Source organism: Streptomyces sp. GQFP (assembly GCF_021545335.1).
In the GTDB taxonomy this organism is placed as follows: Bacteria; Actinomycetota; Actinomycetes; order Streptomycetales; family Streptomycetaceae; genus Streptomyces.
In genome coordinates this window covers 5,762,017-5,776,454 of record NZ_CP089312.1, presented here as the reverse complement: position 1 = coordinate 5,776,454, position 14,438 = coordinate 5,762,017, and the positions used below count along the sequence as shown (strand labels likewise).

The 14,438-nt window shown below is 70.5% G+C and carries 12 protein-coding genes; 3 read left to right on the top strand and 9 right to left on the bottom strand.

Annotated features, from left to right (window positions below):
• Positions 1-39: 39 nt before the first annotated feature.
• Positions 40-1,140, bottom strand: a complete 1,101-nt coding sequence (locus LUX31_RS25825) for a citrate synthase 2 (protein ID WP_235477426.1) — start codon at positions 1,138-1,140, stop codon at positions 40-42.
• A gap of 214 nt (positions 1,141-1,354) precedes the next feature.
• On the opposite strand from LUX31_RS25825, the gene pdxH reads away from it, so the two are divergent.
• A complete protein-coding gene (gene pdxH / locus LUX31_RS25820) occupies positions 1,355-2,062 on the top strand; it encodes a pyridoxamine 5'-phosphate oxidase (RefSeq protein ID WP_235477424.1) in 708 nt (235 codons plus the stop codon).
• Positions 2,063-2,085: 23 nt separating this feature from the next.
• Here pdxH and LUX31_RS25815 read toward each other — a convergent pair whose 3' ends face one another.
• The 8 genes from LUX31_RS25815 to LUX31_RS25780 form a co-directional block, all read right to left on the bottom strand.
• Complete coding sequence (locus LUX31_RS25815) at positions 2,086-2,688, bottom strand: TetR/AcrR family transcriptional regulator (RefSeq protein WP_235477422.1); 603 nt, start codon at positions 2,686-2,688, stop codon at positions 2,086-2,088.
• Complete coding sequence (locus tag LUX31_RS25810) at positions 2,676-3,410, bottom strand: enoyl-CoA hydratase family protein (RefSeq protein WP_235477421.1); 735 nt, start codon at positions 3,408-3,410, stop codon at positions 2,676-2,678. Before LUX31_RS25810 ends, LUX31_RS25815 begins: the two co-directional genes overlap by 13 nt.
• Positions 3,407-4,978 carry a 4-coumarate--CoA ligase family protein gene (locus LUX31_RS25805; protein ID WP_235477420.1) on the bottom strand — a complete coding sequence of 524 codons (1,572 nt, stop codon included), beginning with the start codon at positions 4,976-4,978 and terminating at the stop codon, positions 3,407-3,409. The genes LUX31_RS25810 and LUX31_RS25805 overlap by 4 nt, the downstream gene beginning before the upstream one ends.
• A gap of 36 nt (positions 4,979-5,014) precedes the next feature.
• Entirely contained in the window at positions 5,015-6,178 is a 1,164-nt protein-coding gene (locus LUX31_RS25800) for an acyl-CoA dehydrogenase family protein (RefSeq protein ID WP_235477418.1), read from the bottom strand.
• Between the two features lie 133 nt (positions 6,179-6,311).
• Positions 6,312-8,159: an acetyl/propionyl/methylcrotonyl-CoA carboxylase subunit alpha gene (locus LUX31_RS25795; protein ID WP_235477417.1), complete on the bottom strand. Its 1,848-nt coding sequence runs from the start codon at positions 8,157-8,159 to the stop codon at positions 6,312-6,314.
• A gap of 8 nt (positions 8,160-8,167) precedes the next feature.
• Positions 8,168-9,766, bottom strand: a complete 1,599-nt coding sequence (locus LUX31_RS25790) for an acyl-CoA carboxylase subunit beta (protein WP_235477415.1) — start codon at positions 9,764-9,766, stop codon at positions 8,168-8,170.
• Positions 9,763-11,460, bottom strand: coding sequence for an acyclic terpene utilization AtuA family protein (locus LUX31_RS25785; protein WP_268828203.1), 1,698 nt, complete (start codon positions 11,458-11,460; stop codon positions 9,763-9,765). The genes LUX31_RS25790 and LUX31_RS25785 overlap by 4 nt, the downstream gene beginning before the upstream one ends.
• Complete coding sequence (locus tag LUX31_RS25780) at positions 11,457-12,263, bottom strand: TIGR03084 family metal-binding protein (RefSeq protein ID WP_235477413.1); 807 nt, start codon at positions 12,261-12,263, stop codon at positions 11,457-11,459. Before LUX31_RS25780 ends, LUX31_RS25785 begins: the two co-directional genes overlap by 4 nt.
• A 179-nt stretch (positions 12,264-12,442) precedes the next feature.
• On the opposite strand from LUX31_RS25780, the gene LUX31_RS25775 reads away from it, so the two are divergent.
• Both LUX31_RS25775 and LUX31_RS25770 read left to right on the top strand, forming a co-directional pair.
• On the top strand, positions 12,443-13,561 hold the full coding sequence (locus tag LUX31_RS25775; protein ID WP_235477412.1) for a DUF4037 domain-containing protein: 1,119 nt from the start codon (positions 12,443-12,445) through the stop codon (positions 13,559-13,561).
• A gap of 37 nt (positions 13,562-13,598) precedes the next feature.
• A complete protein-coding gene (locus LUX31_RS25770) occupies positions 13,599-14,426 on the top strand; it encodes a class I SAM-dependent DNA methyltransferase (RefSeq protein ID WP_443046003.1) in 828 nt (275 codons plus the stop codon).
• Positions 14,427-14,438 lie beyond the last annotated feature (12 nt).

The following is a 14,438-nucleotide window of genomic DNA, read 5'->3' as shown; positions in this document are numbered from 1 at the left end:
TTGAGCGGGACACGCTATCGGAGCGGGTGGCGGTGGGCTTCAGCGGGCGATGTCCCCGTACCCCTCGATCTCCCGAGGATCCCGCGTCCCCGGGCCGATGTAGCGGGCCGACGGACGTACGAGCCTGCCTGTGCGCTTCTGTTCCAGGATGTGGGCCGACCAGCCGGCTGTGCGGGCGCAGGTGAACATGGACGTGAACATGTGGGCCGGGACCTCGGCGAAGTCCAGGACGATCGCCGCCCAGAACTCGACGTTCGTCGCCAGGACGCGGTCCGGGCGGCGGGCGTGGAGTTCGGCGAGGGCTGCCTTCTCCAGGGCCTCCGCCACCTCGAAGCGTGGGGCACCCAGGTCGCGGGCCGTACGGCGGAGCACGCGCGCGCGTGGGTCCTCGGCGCGGTAGACGCGGTGGCCGAAGCCCATCAGGCGTTCGCCCTTGTCCAGGGCCTGCTTCACGTAGGCGTCCGCGTCGCCCGTGCGTTCGATCTCCTCGATCATGCCCAGGACTCGGGACGGGGCGCCTCCGTGCAGGGGGCCGCTCATCGCTCCTACGGCTCCCGAGAGGGCCGCCGCCACGTCCGCGCCCGTCGACGCGATCACCCTCGCGGTGAATGTCGATGCGTTCATGCCGTGCTCGGCCGCGCTCGTCCAGTACGCGTCCACCGCCGCCACGTGCTTCGGGTCCGGTTCGCCCCGCCAGCGGATCATGAAGCGCTCGACGACCGACTGCGCCTTGTCGATCTCGCGCTGCGGGACCATCGCGTGGCCCTGTCCGCGCGCCGACTGAGCGACGTACGACAGGGCCATTACGGCCGCCCTCGCCAGGTCGTCGCGGGCCGTCTGTTCGTCGATGTCCAGGAGGGGGCGCAGGCCCCAGACCGGGGCCAGCATCGCCAGCGCCGACTGCACGTCCACCCGGATGTCGCCCGAGTGGACCGGGATCGGGAACGGTTCCGCCGGGGGCAGGCCGGGGTTGAAGGCGCCGTCGACGAGCAGGCCCCAGACGTTGCCGAAGGAGACATGGCCGACCAGGTCCTCGATGTCGACGCCCCGGTACCGGAGTGCGCCGCCCTCCTTGTCCGGTTCGGCGATCTCCGTCTCGAACGCGACTACTCCCTCAAGTCCGGGTACGAAGTCGGACATCAGGCGGCTCCTCTTGATGTGTGCGACAGGGGTTCAGGTGCGCGTGCGACAGCTGCGTCAGATTTTGCGGCAGCTGTTCCGAACGATGTACGGCCGTGTGGCCAAGGTGCGCGATTGAAGGTGCGCGATTGTTTGCACGATATCCCCGAGTGCCACCTTTGGGGAGTCCCTGCGGCACTCAGTGCCATGTGTGGTCGCTCAATGCCGCTCAGTTATGTCGTCAATACGGCAGGATGACCATGTGACCGATCGCCATGACCCCCGGGACGCCGCCCCTCTCGATCCCGCCGCCATGCGCAAGCAGTACCGCGCCGACGGCCTCTCCGAGACCGAGCTGGCCGACGGGCCCATGGAGCAGTTCGCGCGCTGGTTCCGGCAGGCCGCCGCGGATGCCGGGCTCCTCGAACCCAACGCCATGGTCGTCTCCACTGCCGACTCCGACGGGCGGCCCTCCTCCCGTACCGTGCTGCTGAAGCAGTACGACGAGCAGGGCTTCGTCTTCTTCACCAACTACGGCTCCCGCAAGGGGAGCGACCTCGCCGCCAATCCGTACGTCTCGCTGCTCTTTTCCTGGCTGCCTCTTGCCCGCCAGGTCGTCGTGACCGGCGTCGCGCGTCGCACCGGGCGGGACGAGACCGCCGCCTACTTCCGTACCCGGCCACACGGCTCCCAGCTCGGTGCCTGGGCCAGCGAGCAGTCCTCGGTGATCCTCTCCCGGGACGAACTCGACTCCTCGTACGCGGAGTTGGCCGCCCGGTACCCGGAGGGCGAGCAGGTGCCCGTACCGCCGAACTGGGGCGGGTTCCGGGTGGCCCCGGAGACCGTGGAGTTCTGGCAGGGGCGCGAGAACCGGCTCCACGACCGGCTGCGGTACGTCGCCGAGGCCGACGGGGGCTGGCGCGTCGAGCGCCTCAGTCCCTGATCAGCGACAACGAATAAGGAAGGTCAGTCCAGGGACGCGTCCAGCAGCTTCGCCCACTGTGCCACCACCCGGTCCCGTCGCCCCCTGTCGTCCGTGAGCAGGTTCGCCAGGCCCAGGCCCCGGGACATGTCCAGCAGGCCCTGGACCGTCTCCCGTACGCCCGGACGGGACTCGTCCGCCCGCAGCAGGTCGACCGCGATGCGGTGTGTCTCGCGGCCCACCCGGGCCTCCAACTCCGTGACGCGCGGGCGTAGTTGCTCCTCGTTCGAGGCGGCCACCCAGAGGTGGAGGGCGGCGCGGAAGAGGGGGCCGGTGTAGAGGTCGACCAGGGCCGCGACCACCGCGCGGCGGTCGGCGGCGCCCTCGGGGAAGAGGGCGCGCAGGGCGGTGGAGCGTTCCTCGGCGACGTACTCGACGGCGGCCGTGAACAGGTCCTCGCGGGTACGGAAGTGGTGCTGGGCTGCGCCCCGGGAGACGCCGGCGCGTTCCGCTACGACCGAGACCGTGGAGCCCGTCCAGCCGTGTTCGGCGAGGCAGGACACGGCGGCTTCGAGGAGCCGCTGTCGGGTGGCGCGGCTGCGGTCCTGTTTGGGCTCACGTGCTGATTCGCGTGTCACAACTTCCATACCGGGTCCCGTCGTTCGAGGAAGGCGGTCATCCCCTCGCGGGCCTCGGCGGAGGCGAACAGCCGTGCCGACAGGGCGGTCAGCTCGGCGGTGTCCCGGTCGAAGATCTCCAGCACCTTAGCCGTGAGCAGCCGCTTGGTCTCCGCCAGGGCGCCCGGCGCCGACCGGCGCAGCCCGTCGAGGATCGGTTCCAGGGCCGCGTCGACGTCCTCGGCCGCCTCCGTGAGCAGGCCCGTACGAGCGGCCTCTACGGCGTCGAAGCGGTCGCCGGTGAGGTAGTGGCGGGCGGCCGCGCGGGGGTCGAGGCGGGGCAGGAGGGGCATGGAGATGACCGCGGGGGCCACTCCGATCCGTACCTCCGTGAAGGCGAAGGAGGCCGCCGGGCTGGCGATCGCCAGGTCGCACGTGCCCAGGAGGCCGAGGCCGCCCGCCCGTACGTGGCCGGTCACCCGGGCGATCACCGGTTTCGGCAGCTCCAGCAGCTGCCGGAGCAGGCCGACGAAGGCCGCCGGGTCGGGCGGCTGCTTCAGGTCCGCGCCCGCGCAGAACGTGCTCCCGGTGTGGGTGAGGACGACCGCGCGTACGGCCGGGTCCTTGCCGCAGTCCGTGAGTGCGTCCGCGAGGTCGCGTACGAGGTACGCGGACAGGGCGTTGCGGGTCGCGGGCGCGTCCAGGGTGAGGGTGGCGATGCCCCGCGCGCGCGTGTCGACGACCAGGGTCATGTCTTCTCCCTGAGTTGCCTGCGAAGGATCTTGCCCGAGGCCGCCCTCGGCACGCCGTCGATGAAGGTGACCTGGCGGACGCGTTTGTACGGGGCGACGCGCTCGGCGACGTACATCATCACCTCTCCTTCGGAGAGGTGAGTGGCGGACGGCTGGCGGACCACGTACGCGTGCGGGACCTCGTTGTTGTCGGCGTTGTAGACGCCGATAACGGCCGCGTCTGCGACGCCCGGGTGGGTGAGGAGGAGGGCTTCGAGTTCGGCGGGGGCCACCTGGAAGCCCTTGTACTTGATGAGTTCCTTGACGCGGTCCAGGACGAACAGCCAGCCGTCGGCGTCGACGCGGCCGACGTCGCCGGTGTGCAGCCAGCCGTCCTCGTCGATCATCGCGGCCGTCGCGTCGGGGTTGCCGAGGTAGCCCTTCATCACCTGGGGGCCGCGGATGACGATCTCGCCTGCCTCGTCGGCGTCGGCGTCGCGGTCGGGGTCGTCGAGGGACAGGATGCGTATCTCGGTGCTCGGGAGGAGCCTGCCGACCGTGCCGGGCGGGGCGGTGCTCATGTCGTCGAGGGGGACGATGTGGGTGCCCGGGGACAGTTCCGTCATGCCGTACGCCTGGCCGACGGGCGGCAGGCCGAGCCGGGTGGAGCAGGCGGCGGCGAGGGCCGCGTCGAGTGGGGCGGCGGAGCTGAGGACGTACTCCAGGGAGGAGAGGTCGTACTGCTCCACGGCCGGGTGCTTGGCTAGGGCCAGGACGATCGGCGGGGCCACGAAGAGGCCGGTGATGCGGTGTTTCTCGATGGCGGCGAGGAACGTGTCGAGGTCGAAGCGGGGCAGGACGACCACGGTGGCGCCGTGTCCCAGGGGCATGTTCATCAGGGCGGTCAGGCCGTATATGTGAAAGAACGGCAACACTGCCAGGATCCGGTCGCCGGGGCCGATGCGCACGGTGGACGCGAGCTGGGCGAGGTTGGTGGCGACGGACCGGTGGGTGAGCATCACGCCCTTGGGGATGCCGGTCGTCCCGGAGGAGTACGGGAGGACCGCCACATCCTCGGCCGGGTCGATGTCGATCTCCGGTTCGGGCGCGGTCGAGCCGAGCATGTCGATGACCGAGCGGTGTCCGGGCGGTGCGGTGTCGCAGACGAAGATCTCCCGTACGCCGCCCGCCCGTTCGGCCGCTTCCCGGGCTGTCTCCAGGAGCGGGGAGACGGTGACGATCCAGTTGGCGGCCGAGTCGCGCAGCTGCCTGGCGAACTCCTCGGCGGTGGCCAGCGGATGCACGGTCGTGACGGCGGCACCGGCGCGCGTGGCGGCGTAGAAGGCGGTCGGGAAGGCGATCGTGTTCGGGCTGTGCAGGGCGAGGACATCGCCCTTGCGGACGCCCGCCTCGGTGAGTCCGGCGGCTATCCGCCGGTGGAAACGGTCGAGTTGGTCGTACGTGAGGGTGGTGCCGTCGACGCCGTCGACGAGGGCGGGCGCTTCGCCGAACTCGGCGGCTCGGCCCAACACCGCTTCGTGGATGGGGAGTTCTACGGGGTCGACGTCTGCGTACTCGCTGCGGAACATGGTTGGTTCCTCCTCGCCTGTACGGCTGCACGGCTCTCAGTACGACTTGGGCAGGCCCAGGGTCTGATGTGAGACGTAGTTGAGAATCATCTCCCGGCTCACTGGAGCAATACGAGCCACGCGGGCGACAGTTATCAACGAGGCGAGCCCGAATTCCCGGGTGAGGCCGTTGCCGCCGAGGGTGTGCACGGCCTGGTCGACCGCTTTGACGCAGGCCTCTCCCGCCGCGTACTTGGCCATGTTGGCCGCCTCGCCCGCGCCGACGTCGTCACCGGCGTCGTAGAGGGCTGCCGCCTTCTGCATCATCAGGCGGGCCAGTTCGAGTTCGATGTGCGCCTGGGCGAGGGGGTGCGCGACGGCCTGGTGGGCGCCGATCGGTTCCTTCCAGACGGTGCGCTCCTTGGCGTACCGGACGGCCGCGTCGAGCGCGTACCGGCCGATGCCGATGGCGAACGCGGCGGTCATGATGCGTTCCGGGTTGAGGCCGGCGAAGAGCTGGAGGAGGCCGGCGTCCTCGTCCCCGACGAGCGCGTCGGCGGGCAGCCGTACGTCGTCGAGGGTCAACTCGAACTGCTTCTCCGGGGATTCGAGGTCCATGTCGATCTGGCGCCGGGTGAAGCCTTCGGCGTCGCGCGGGACGATGAAGAGGCAGGGCTTGAGTCGGCCGGTGCGGGAGTCTTCGGTGCGGCCGACTATGAGGACGGCGTCCGCGATGTCGACGCCCGAGATGAACACCTTGCGGCCGGTCAGGAGCCAGTCGCCGGTGTCCGGGTCGCGGCGGGCTGTGGTGGTGATGCGGTGGCTGTTGGAGCCGGCGTCGGGTTCGGTGATGCCGAAGGCCATCGTGCGGGTGCCGTCGGCGATTCCGGGGAGCCAGGTCTGCTTTTGGGGTTCTGTGCCGAAGCGGGCGATTACTGTGCCGCAGATGGCCGGGGAGACGACGAGCATGAGGAGGGGGCAGCCCGCGGCGCCCAACTCCTCCAGGACTATGGAGAGTTCGGCTATGCCGCCGCCTCCGCCGCCGTATGCCTCCGGCAGGTTGGCGCCCAGGTAGCCGAGTTTGGCTGCGTCTTGCCAGAGTTCGGTGGGGTGGCGGTTTTCTTTGGTGACTGTCGTCAGGTATTCGCGGCCGTAGTGGGTGCCCAGGGTGGCTACTGCGGTGCGTAGGGCTTTGTGTTCTTCGGATTCGATCGCGGTCATGAAGGGTCCTAAGGGGGAGGGGGTTCTGTTGTGTGGTGGGTGCGGGTGCGTTGTGGCTGGTCGCGCCCCGCGGCGGAGCCGCAGATCAGACACAGCCCCGCGCCCCTAGCGGGCGCGGCTTCGCCGGCGCCCGCTAGGAGACCACCGCTAGCAGCGTGCCGACCTCTACCTGTTGCCCTTCGACTACGTGAAGTGCTGTGAGCGTGCCCGTTGTTGGGGCTGTGATCTTGTGTTCCATCTTCATTGCCTCCAGCCAGAGGAGGGGGTCTCCGGCCTTTACCGGCGTCCCTGTGGTCAGGCCCTCCGCCACTCTCACCACCGTTCCTGGCATCGGGGCCAGTAGGGAGCCGGGGGCGTGTTGGGGGGTTGGGTCGGGGAAGCGGGGTAGGGGGGTGAGGGTTGTGATGTTGACGTCGATCTGGTCTGCGTACCTCGTGACCTCGAACTTCCTTCTTACGCCTGCCACTTCCAGGACGACCAGGCTCGCGTCGGCGTGGACTACCCGTACCCCCTCCGCCGTCAGGCCCTCTCGGGTGTGGTGGTAGGTCACCTCGTGTTCCTTGCCGTCCGGCGTCGCGTACCGCTTCCGCTGCGGTTGGGCGGGTACGTTGCGCCAGCCGCCGAAGCGGGAGCGGCCATGGGCGTCGGAGAGGGCTGCTGCCAAGGGGGCGTGGGGGTCCGGGGTCTGTTCGGTCAGGTGGGGCAAGTGTCGGTCGTAGAAGGCCGTGTTCATGGTGGCCGTCGTGAACTCGGTGTGGCGGAGGGAGCGGACCAGGAGGTCGCGGTTGGTGATCGGGCCATGGATCGTCGTCCGTTCCAGGGCGCCCGCCAGCTTGCGGATGGCCTCCGCGCGCGTGGGGGCGTGTACGACGGCCTTGGCGAGCATCGGGTCGTAGTGGACGGGGATCGTGTCGCCGTCGGCGTAGCCGGTGTCGAGGCGTACGCCTTCCGCCTGTACGGCCAGGCGGTGCAGGGTGCCGGTCTGCGGGGTCCAGTCCGCCGCCGGGTTCTCGGCATACAGGCGGGCCTCGATCGCGTGGCCGCGCGCGTGGGGAGGGTCGGCGGCGAGGGGGATGCCTTCCGCGACGCATATCTGGAGGGCCACGAGGTCGATGCCGAACACCGCCTCCGTGACCGGGTGTTCGACCTGGAGGCGGGTGTTCATCTCCAGGAAGTGGGCCTTGCCGGTCCCTTCCTCCACCAGGAACTCGACCGTGCCCGCGCCCGTGTAGTCGACGGCTCTGGCCGCTCGTACCGCCAACTCGTGGAGTTCGTGCGTGAGTTCCTGCGGGATGCCCGGTGCCGGGGACTCCTCGATGACCTTCTGGTGGCGGCGTTGGAGGGAGCAGTCGCGGGTGCCGAGCGCCCACACCGTGCCGTGGGTGTCGGCCAGGATCTGGACCTCGATGTGCCGGCCGCCTTCGACGTACGGCTCCACGAAGACCTCGCCGTCGCCGAAGGCGCTCTGGGCTTCGGCTCTGGCCGCCTCCAACTCCCTTGGGAGGTCCGCCAGTTCGCGTACCACGCGCATGCCTCGGCCACCGCCTCCCGCCGCCGCCTTCACCAGCACCGGCAGGTCGGTCTCCGTGACGTCCGTCAGCGGCTTCAGCCCCATCAGCTGCTTGGCGCGCGTCTTGGACGCCATAGCCTCGATCGCGGCCGGCGGCGGGCCGATCCAGACGAGCCCCGCGTCGAGTACGGCCTGTGCGAAGCCCGCGTTCTCGGACAGGAAGCCGTATCCGGGGTGCACGGCGTCCGCGCCCGCCGCCAGCGCCGCCTGCACGATCAGGTCGCCGCGCAGATACGTGTCCGCGGGGGCCGCACCCGGCAGCCGTACCGCCGCGTCGGCCACGCGCGCGTGGAGGGCGTTCTCGTCGGCGTCGGAGTGCACGGCGACCGTGCGGATGCCCAGCTCACGGCAGGTGCGGAAGACACGGCAGGCGATCTCGCCGCGGTTGGCCACGAGGACTGTCGAAATCACTGTTTGCCTCACATCCGGAAGACGCCGAAGCCACCGCGCGCACCCTCGAAGGGCGCCGTGTGGATGGCGGACAGGCACAGGCCTAGGACGGTGCGGGTGTCGCGCGGGTCGATGACGCCGTCGTCGTACAGCCGCCCGGAGAGGAACATGGGGAGCGACTCCGACTCGATCTGCTGTTCCACCATCGCGCGCAACTCGGCGTCCGCGTCCTCGTCGTACGGCTGGCCCTTCGCCGTCGCGGACTGCCGGGCCACGATCGAGAGCACGCCCGCCAGTTGCTGCGGGCCCATCACCGCCGACTTGGCGCTGGGCCAGGCGAAGAGGAAGCGGGGGTCGTAGGCACGCCCGCACATGCCGTAGTGGCCGGCGCCGTACGAGGCCCCCATGAGGACCGAAAGGTGGGGGACTCGGCTGTTGCTGACCGCGTTGATCATCATCGCGCCGTGCTTGATGATGCCGCCCTGCTCGTACTCCTTGCCGACCATGTAGCCGGTGGTGTTGTGGAGGAAGAGGAGCGGGATGTCGCACTGGTTGGCCAACTGGATGAACTGGGCCGCCTTTTGGGACTCCTCGCTGAAGAGGACGCCTTGCGCGTTGGCGAGGATGCCGACCGGGTAGCCGTGCAGCGCCGCCCAGCCGGTGACGAGGCTGGTCCCGTACAGGGGCTTGAACTCGTCGAAGTCGGAGGCGTCGACGATACGGGCGATGACCTCGCGGGGGTCGAAGGGGGTCCGGAGGTCCCCCGGGACGATCCCCAGCAGCTCGTCCGGGTCGTACTTCGGAGGCTCCGCCGGGGCCGGATCGGCGTACGCCTTGCGGTGGTTGAGGCGGGCCACGACGCGGCGGGCCTGGCGCAGGGCGTCGTGCTCGTCGAGGGCGAAGTAGTCCGCGAGGCCCGACACGCGCGCGTGCATCTCGGCGCCGCCGAGCGACTCGTCGTCGCTCTCCTCGCCGGTGGCCATCTTGACGAGGGGCGGCCCGCCGAGGAACACCTTGGCGCGCTCCTTGACCATGATCACGTGATCGGACATGCCGGGGATGTACGCGCCTCCGGCGGTGGAGTTGCCGAACACGACCGCGACCGTGGGGATTCCGGCGGCGGAGAGCCGCGTGAGGTCGCGGAAGACGGCCCCGCCGGGGATGAAGATCTCCTTCTGGGACGGGAGATCCGCGCCGCCGGATTCGACGAGGCTGATGCACGGCAGCCGGTTGGCGAGCGCGATGTCGTTGGCGCGCAGGGCCTTCTTCAGGCTCCAGGGGTTGCTGGCACCGCCGCGCACGGTCGGGTCGTTGGCCGTGATCAGGCACTCCACGCCCTCGACGACCCCGATACCGGTGACGAGGGAGGCACCGACCGCGTACTCGCTCCCCCAGGCCGCGAGGGGCGACAGCTCCAGGAAGGGGGTGTCGGGGTCGAGGAGCAGCTCGATGCGTTCGCGGGCGAGCAACTTGCCGCGCTTGCGGTGCCGTTCGACGTACTTGGGCCCGCCCCCGGCCACCGCCTTCGCGTGCTCGGCGTCCAGGTCGGCGAGCTTGGCGAGCATGGACTCGCGGTGCGAGGTGTGGTCGGAAGTGGCCAGGTCGAGCGCCGAGTTCAGGACCGTCACAGGAGGGCCTCCGGTATGTCTGTGTGCCGGGAGCGCAGCCATTCGCCGAGCGCCTTGGCCTGCGGATCGAAGCGGTGCTGCGCGGCGACGCCCTCACCGAGGATGCCCTCGACGGTGAAGTTGAGGGCGCGGAGGTGCGGGAGGGGGTGTCGTACGACGGTCAAGTCGGCTGTCTCCGGGAGCAGTTCGCGGAAGAGGGTGGTGGTGAGGGTGTGGGCGAGCCAGGCCCATGCTTCGTCCGTGCGGGCCCAGACACCGACGTTGGCGTTGCCGCCCTTGTCGCCGCTGCGGGCGCCGGCGAGCAGGCCGAGGGGGGCGCGGCGGGTCGGGCCGGGAGGCAGGGAGGTGGGCAGGAGCGGTTCCGGTAGTTCGCGTTCGCGCAGTACGAGGGTGTCCTGCGGCGGGGGTACGGGGATCCGGCGGCCGTCGGCCAGGACGGCCACGTGGTCGACCTCGTCCTGCGGGACATGAGCGGCCTCGAAGACGCCGTACGGGGAGCCCTTGCCGGGTGGGGTCAGGACATGGAAGCCGGGGTAGCTGGCGAGGGCGAGTTCCACGGCTGCGCCGCTCAACGCCCGTCCGACGGCGGCCTGTTCGGGGTCGCGTACGACGAGCCGGAGCAGGGCGCTGGCGGTCTCCTCGGTGGGGGCGTCGGGGTGGTCGGTGCGGGCGAGGGTCCAACTGACCTCGGTGGGGCGGGACTTGGCTGTGTCCAGGGCGGATTCCATCTGGTCGCAGACCAGCGCGGCCTTGTCCTCGATGTCGAGGCCGGTCAGGACGAACGAGACCTCGTTGCGGAAACCGCCGAGTCGGTTGAGGCCCAACTTGAGGGTGGGCGGGGGCGCTTCGCCGCGTACGCCGTGGATACGTACCCGGTCGGGGCCCTCCTGGACGAGCCGCACGGTGTCGAGGCGGGCGGTGACGTCGGGGCCGGCGTACCGGGCTCCCTGTGTCTCGTACAGGAGTTGGGCGGTCACCGTGCCGACGTCGACGAGGCCACCGGTGCCGGGGTGCTTGGTGATGACGGCGGTGCCGTCCTCGTGGATCTCGGCGAGGGGGAAGCCGGGGCGTCGGAGGTCTCCGGGAGCCTCGGTGAAGAACGCGTAGTTGCCGCCGGTGGCCTGGGTCCCGCACTCCAGCACATGCCCGGCGACGACGGCGCCCGCGAGCTGGTCGTGGTCCTGCGGCCCCCAGCCGAAGTGGGCGGCGGCAGGCCCGGTGACCAGCGCCGCGTCCGTCACGCGCCCGGTGACGACGACGTCGGCGCCCTGCCGCAGGCACTCGGCGATACCGAAGCCGCCGAGGTAGGCGTGGGCGGCGAGGCTGCCGGGGTGGGCGGCGGTGAGATCGTCGCCCTCGACGTGGGCGACGCGGACGGGGATGCCGAGCCGGCCGGCCAACTCCCGTACGCGACCGGCGAGTCCGGCCGGATTCAGTCCACCGGCGTTGCTGACGATCTTCACCCCGCGCTCGTGCGCCAGCCCGAGGCACTCCTCCAACTGCCGCAGGAACGTGCGGGCGTACCCGGCCGTCGGGTCCTTGAGGCGGTCGCGGCCGAGGATGAGCATGGTCAGCTCGGCGAGGTAGTCGCCGGTGAGGACGTCGAGTTCGCCGCCGGTGAGCATCTCGCGCATGGCGTCGAAACGGTCGCCGTAGAAGCCGGAGGCGTTGCCTATCCGGAGGGGGGCGGTCACCGCGTACTCCCCTTCGGTGCACGTCCGTTGCCCGGTGGGCCCGCGAAGGCCTGGGCGATGTCGAGCCACTGGTCGGCGTCGGCCCCTTCGGTGTGGAGGTCGAGGTCGGCGCGGTGGGCGCGTTGGGTGACGAGGAGGCAGAAGTCGAGGGCGGGGCCGGTGACTTGGCCGGCCGCCTGCTTCGGGTCCTCCGGGCCGTACGTCCACAACTCCCCTGCGGGTCCGACGAGTTCTACGCGGAACTCGTCGAACGGCGGGGTCAGCCTCTGCACGCCGAACGCGAAGTCGCGGGTGCGGACACCGAGTCGGACGATGTGCCGGAGGCGGGCGGTGGGGGCGATCCGGGGCACGTCCAGGGCGTCGGCCACGTCCAGGCCGTGGGCCCAGGTCTCCATCAGGCGGGCGGTCGCCATGGAGGCGGTGGACATCGGCGGCCCGTACCAGGGGAACCGCGCCCCGTCGGGTGCCGCACGCAGGGCGTCCGCGAGGGCCTCGCGCCCGGCCCGCCAGTCCGCGAGCAACTGCGCGGGCGGCTTCCGGGCCCCCTCCTCGGCGCCGTTGTCCACGAAGTCCCCGGGCGAGATCAGCGCCTTCTCCACCTCCTGGTTGAAGGCGGCCCGGTCGGTCAGGGCCAGCACGGAGGAGTGGTCGGTCCAGGCGAGGTGCGCGATCTGGTGGGCGACGGTCCAGCCGGGGGCAGGGCTGTCGAGGGCCCACTGCTCGCTGCCCAACTCGGCGACCAGCCGGTCGAGTTGGGCGCCCTCCTCGCACAGATCATCGATCACGGCCGACGGGTCGGACACGGGCGCTTCCTTTCGGGCACGACGGCGTGCCGGGCGTTGCGGCGTGGTGCGGCGTGGTGCGGTCCGCGCCCGCAGCATGGCAGCGACACCAGAAACAAGCAAGCGCGCTTGCATGAGAGTGGGGTGCTGCCGTGCGGGGCACAGCTATCGGGTACTGCCGCGTGGGGCACAGTGATCGCATGACCGCACCTGATCCTGAGTTCCTGCCCGGACTCGAGTTGTCACGGATCTTCTATACGGAGGCCGTGCGGCCGATTCTCGATCGGGAACACCCGGGGCTCGCGTACGCGGCCGCCCGGGTCGGTACCGGGTCCGAGGTCCTGGGTTTCGACAGCCCGAGGTCGGCGGATCACGAGTGGGGGCCACGGCTCGACCTCTTCCTCCCGGCGGACGCCGTCGCCGCTCACGGGGCCGGACTGCGCCGGCTCCTGAGCGAGCAGCTGCCCAAGCAGGTACGGGGCTGGCCGACGCACTTCCGGCCGGGCACTCCGGAAGACCCGGTGGGTGTCATGGAGTTGACCGACGGGCCGGTGAACCACCGGGTCTCCGTGAGTGATGTCGACGGCTGGCTCGGCTCTCAACTCGGCGTGGGCGTAGGCGTAGTAGGCGTAGGCGTAGGCACCGGGGCTTTGGGGCCGACAACCGCCGAGTGGCTCGCCCTGCCCCAGCAGAAGCTCGCCGAGGTGACCGGCGGTGCCGTCTTCCACGACGGGCCCGGAACCCTCACGGCCGCGCGGCGGCAACTGGCGTGGTACCCGGACGAGTTGTGGCGGTATCTGCTGGCCTGCCAGTGGCAACGGGTGTCCCAGGAGGAGGCGTTCGTCGGGCGCTGCGCGGAGGTCGGTGACGAACTCGGCTCGGCCGTGGTGGCCGGCCGGCTCGTGCGGGACCTGATGCGGCTGTGTCTGCTGCTGGGGCGGCGGTATGCGCCGTACGGGAAATGGCTGGGGAGTGCCTTCGGTCAACTGCCGGTGGCAGAACGGCTGTTGCCCGTGCTCCAAGGAGCGGTCACGGCGGCGGAGTACGCGTCCCGGGAGCGGCACCTGTGCGACGCGTACGAGATCGTGGGCGCGCTGCAGAACCGTACGGGCCTCGCGGAGCCGGTGGATCCGACGCGGCGGGCGTACCACAGCCGACCGTTCCAGGTGCTGCACGCGGAGCGGTTCGCCCAGGCGCTCGTACGGACGATCACCGATCCCGAGCTGCGGGCCCTGCCGCTGACCGGAAGCGTGGACCAGTGGGCGGACAACACCGACTTCCTTGTCCGGCACAGGGAAATTCCGGCACAGGGAAATTGAGGTGCGGCGCCGCTGACCCCCGCAGTACGGTCCGCCGGTGACTTCCTCAGACGCCGGAACCACCCAAGCCCGAGCCGAAGACGACCACGAAGACGACCACGAAGACGGCTACTTCGGCGAATCGGTGGCCGCGAAGTACGACGACCCCGCCGATGCCATGTTCGCCCCCGCCACCGTCGAGCCGACGGCCGATTTCCTGGCCGGACTGGCCGAGTCGACCGGGCCTGCCGGTGAAGGGCGGGCCCTCGAACTCGCGATCGGGACGGGACGCATCGCCGTGCCCTTGGCGCGGCGCGGAGTCGAGGTGCACGGGATCGACATGTCCCGGGCGATGGTGGCGCGGATGCGGGCCAAGCCGGGCGGGGACGCGATCGGGGTGACGTACGGGGACTTCTCGGCGACGCGGGCCGGGACGACCGACGGGGAGTTCTCCGTCGCGTACCTCGTCTACAACACGATCATGAACCTGACCTCGCAGGAGGCGCAGGTGGCGTGTTTCCGCAATGTCGCGGCGCAGTTGGCGCCCGGCGGGACCTTCGTCGTCGAGGTCAACGTGCCCAAGCTGCGGAATCTGCCGCCCGGGCAGAACGTCGTGCCGTACCACACGAGCCCGACGCGCTGGGCCTTCGACGTGTACGACGTCGCCACGCAGAACACCAGCTCGAACTACGTGGAGGTGGTGGACGGCCGGGGATCCTATCGGTCCATCCCCTTCCGGTACGTCTGGCCGTCCGAGCTGGACCTGATGGCCCAACTGGCCGGGATGCGGCTGCGCGAGCGGTGGGAGGGGTGGACGCGGGAGCCGTTCACGAGCGAGAGCACGAAGCACGTGTCGGTGTGGGAGAAGCCGGCCGCCACCGGCTGAGGTCCCGGGCCA

What these genes read in the sequence shown, in the direction of transcription:
- LUX31_RS25825 (WP_235477426.1), bottom strand. Translation starts at nt 1,140, where the DNA reads ATGTCCGACTTCGTACCCGGACTTGAGGGAGTAGTCGCGTTCGAGACG.
- pdxH (WP_235477424.1), top strand. Translation starts at nt 1,355, where the DNA reads ATGTCGTCAATACGGCAGGATGACCATGTGACCGATCGCCATGACCCC.
- LUX31_RS25815 (WP_235477422.1), bottom strand. Translation starts at nt 2,688, where the DNA reads ATGGAAGTTGTGACACGCGAATCAGCACGTGAGCCCAAACAGGACCGC.
- LUX31_RS25810 (WP_235477421.1), bottom strand. Translation starts at nt 3,410, where the DNA reads ATGACCCTGGTCGTCGACACGCGCGCGCGGGGCATCGCCACCCTCACC.
- LUX31_RS25805 (WP_235477420.1), bottom strand. Translation starts at nt 4,978, where the DNA reads ATGTTCCGCAGCGAGTACGCAGACGTCGACCCCGTAGAACTCCCCATC.
- LUX31_RS25800 (WP_235477418.1), bottom strand. Translation starts at nt 6,178, where the DNA reads ATGACCGCGATCGAATCCGAAGAACACAAAGCCCTACGCACCGCAGTA.
- LUX31_RS25775 (WP_235477412.1), top strand. Translation starts at nt 12,443, where the DNA reads ATGACCGCACCTGATCCTGAGTTCCTGCCCGGACTCGAGTTGTCACGG.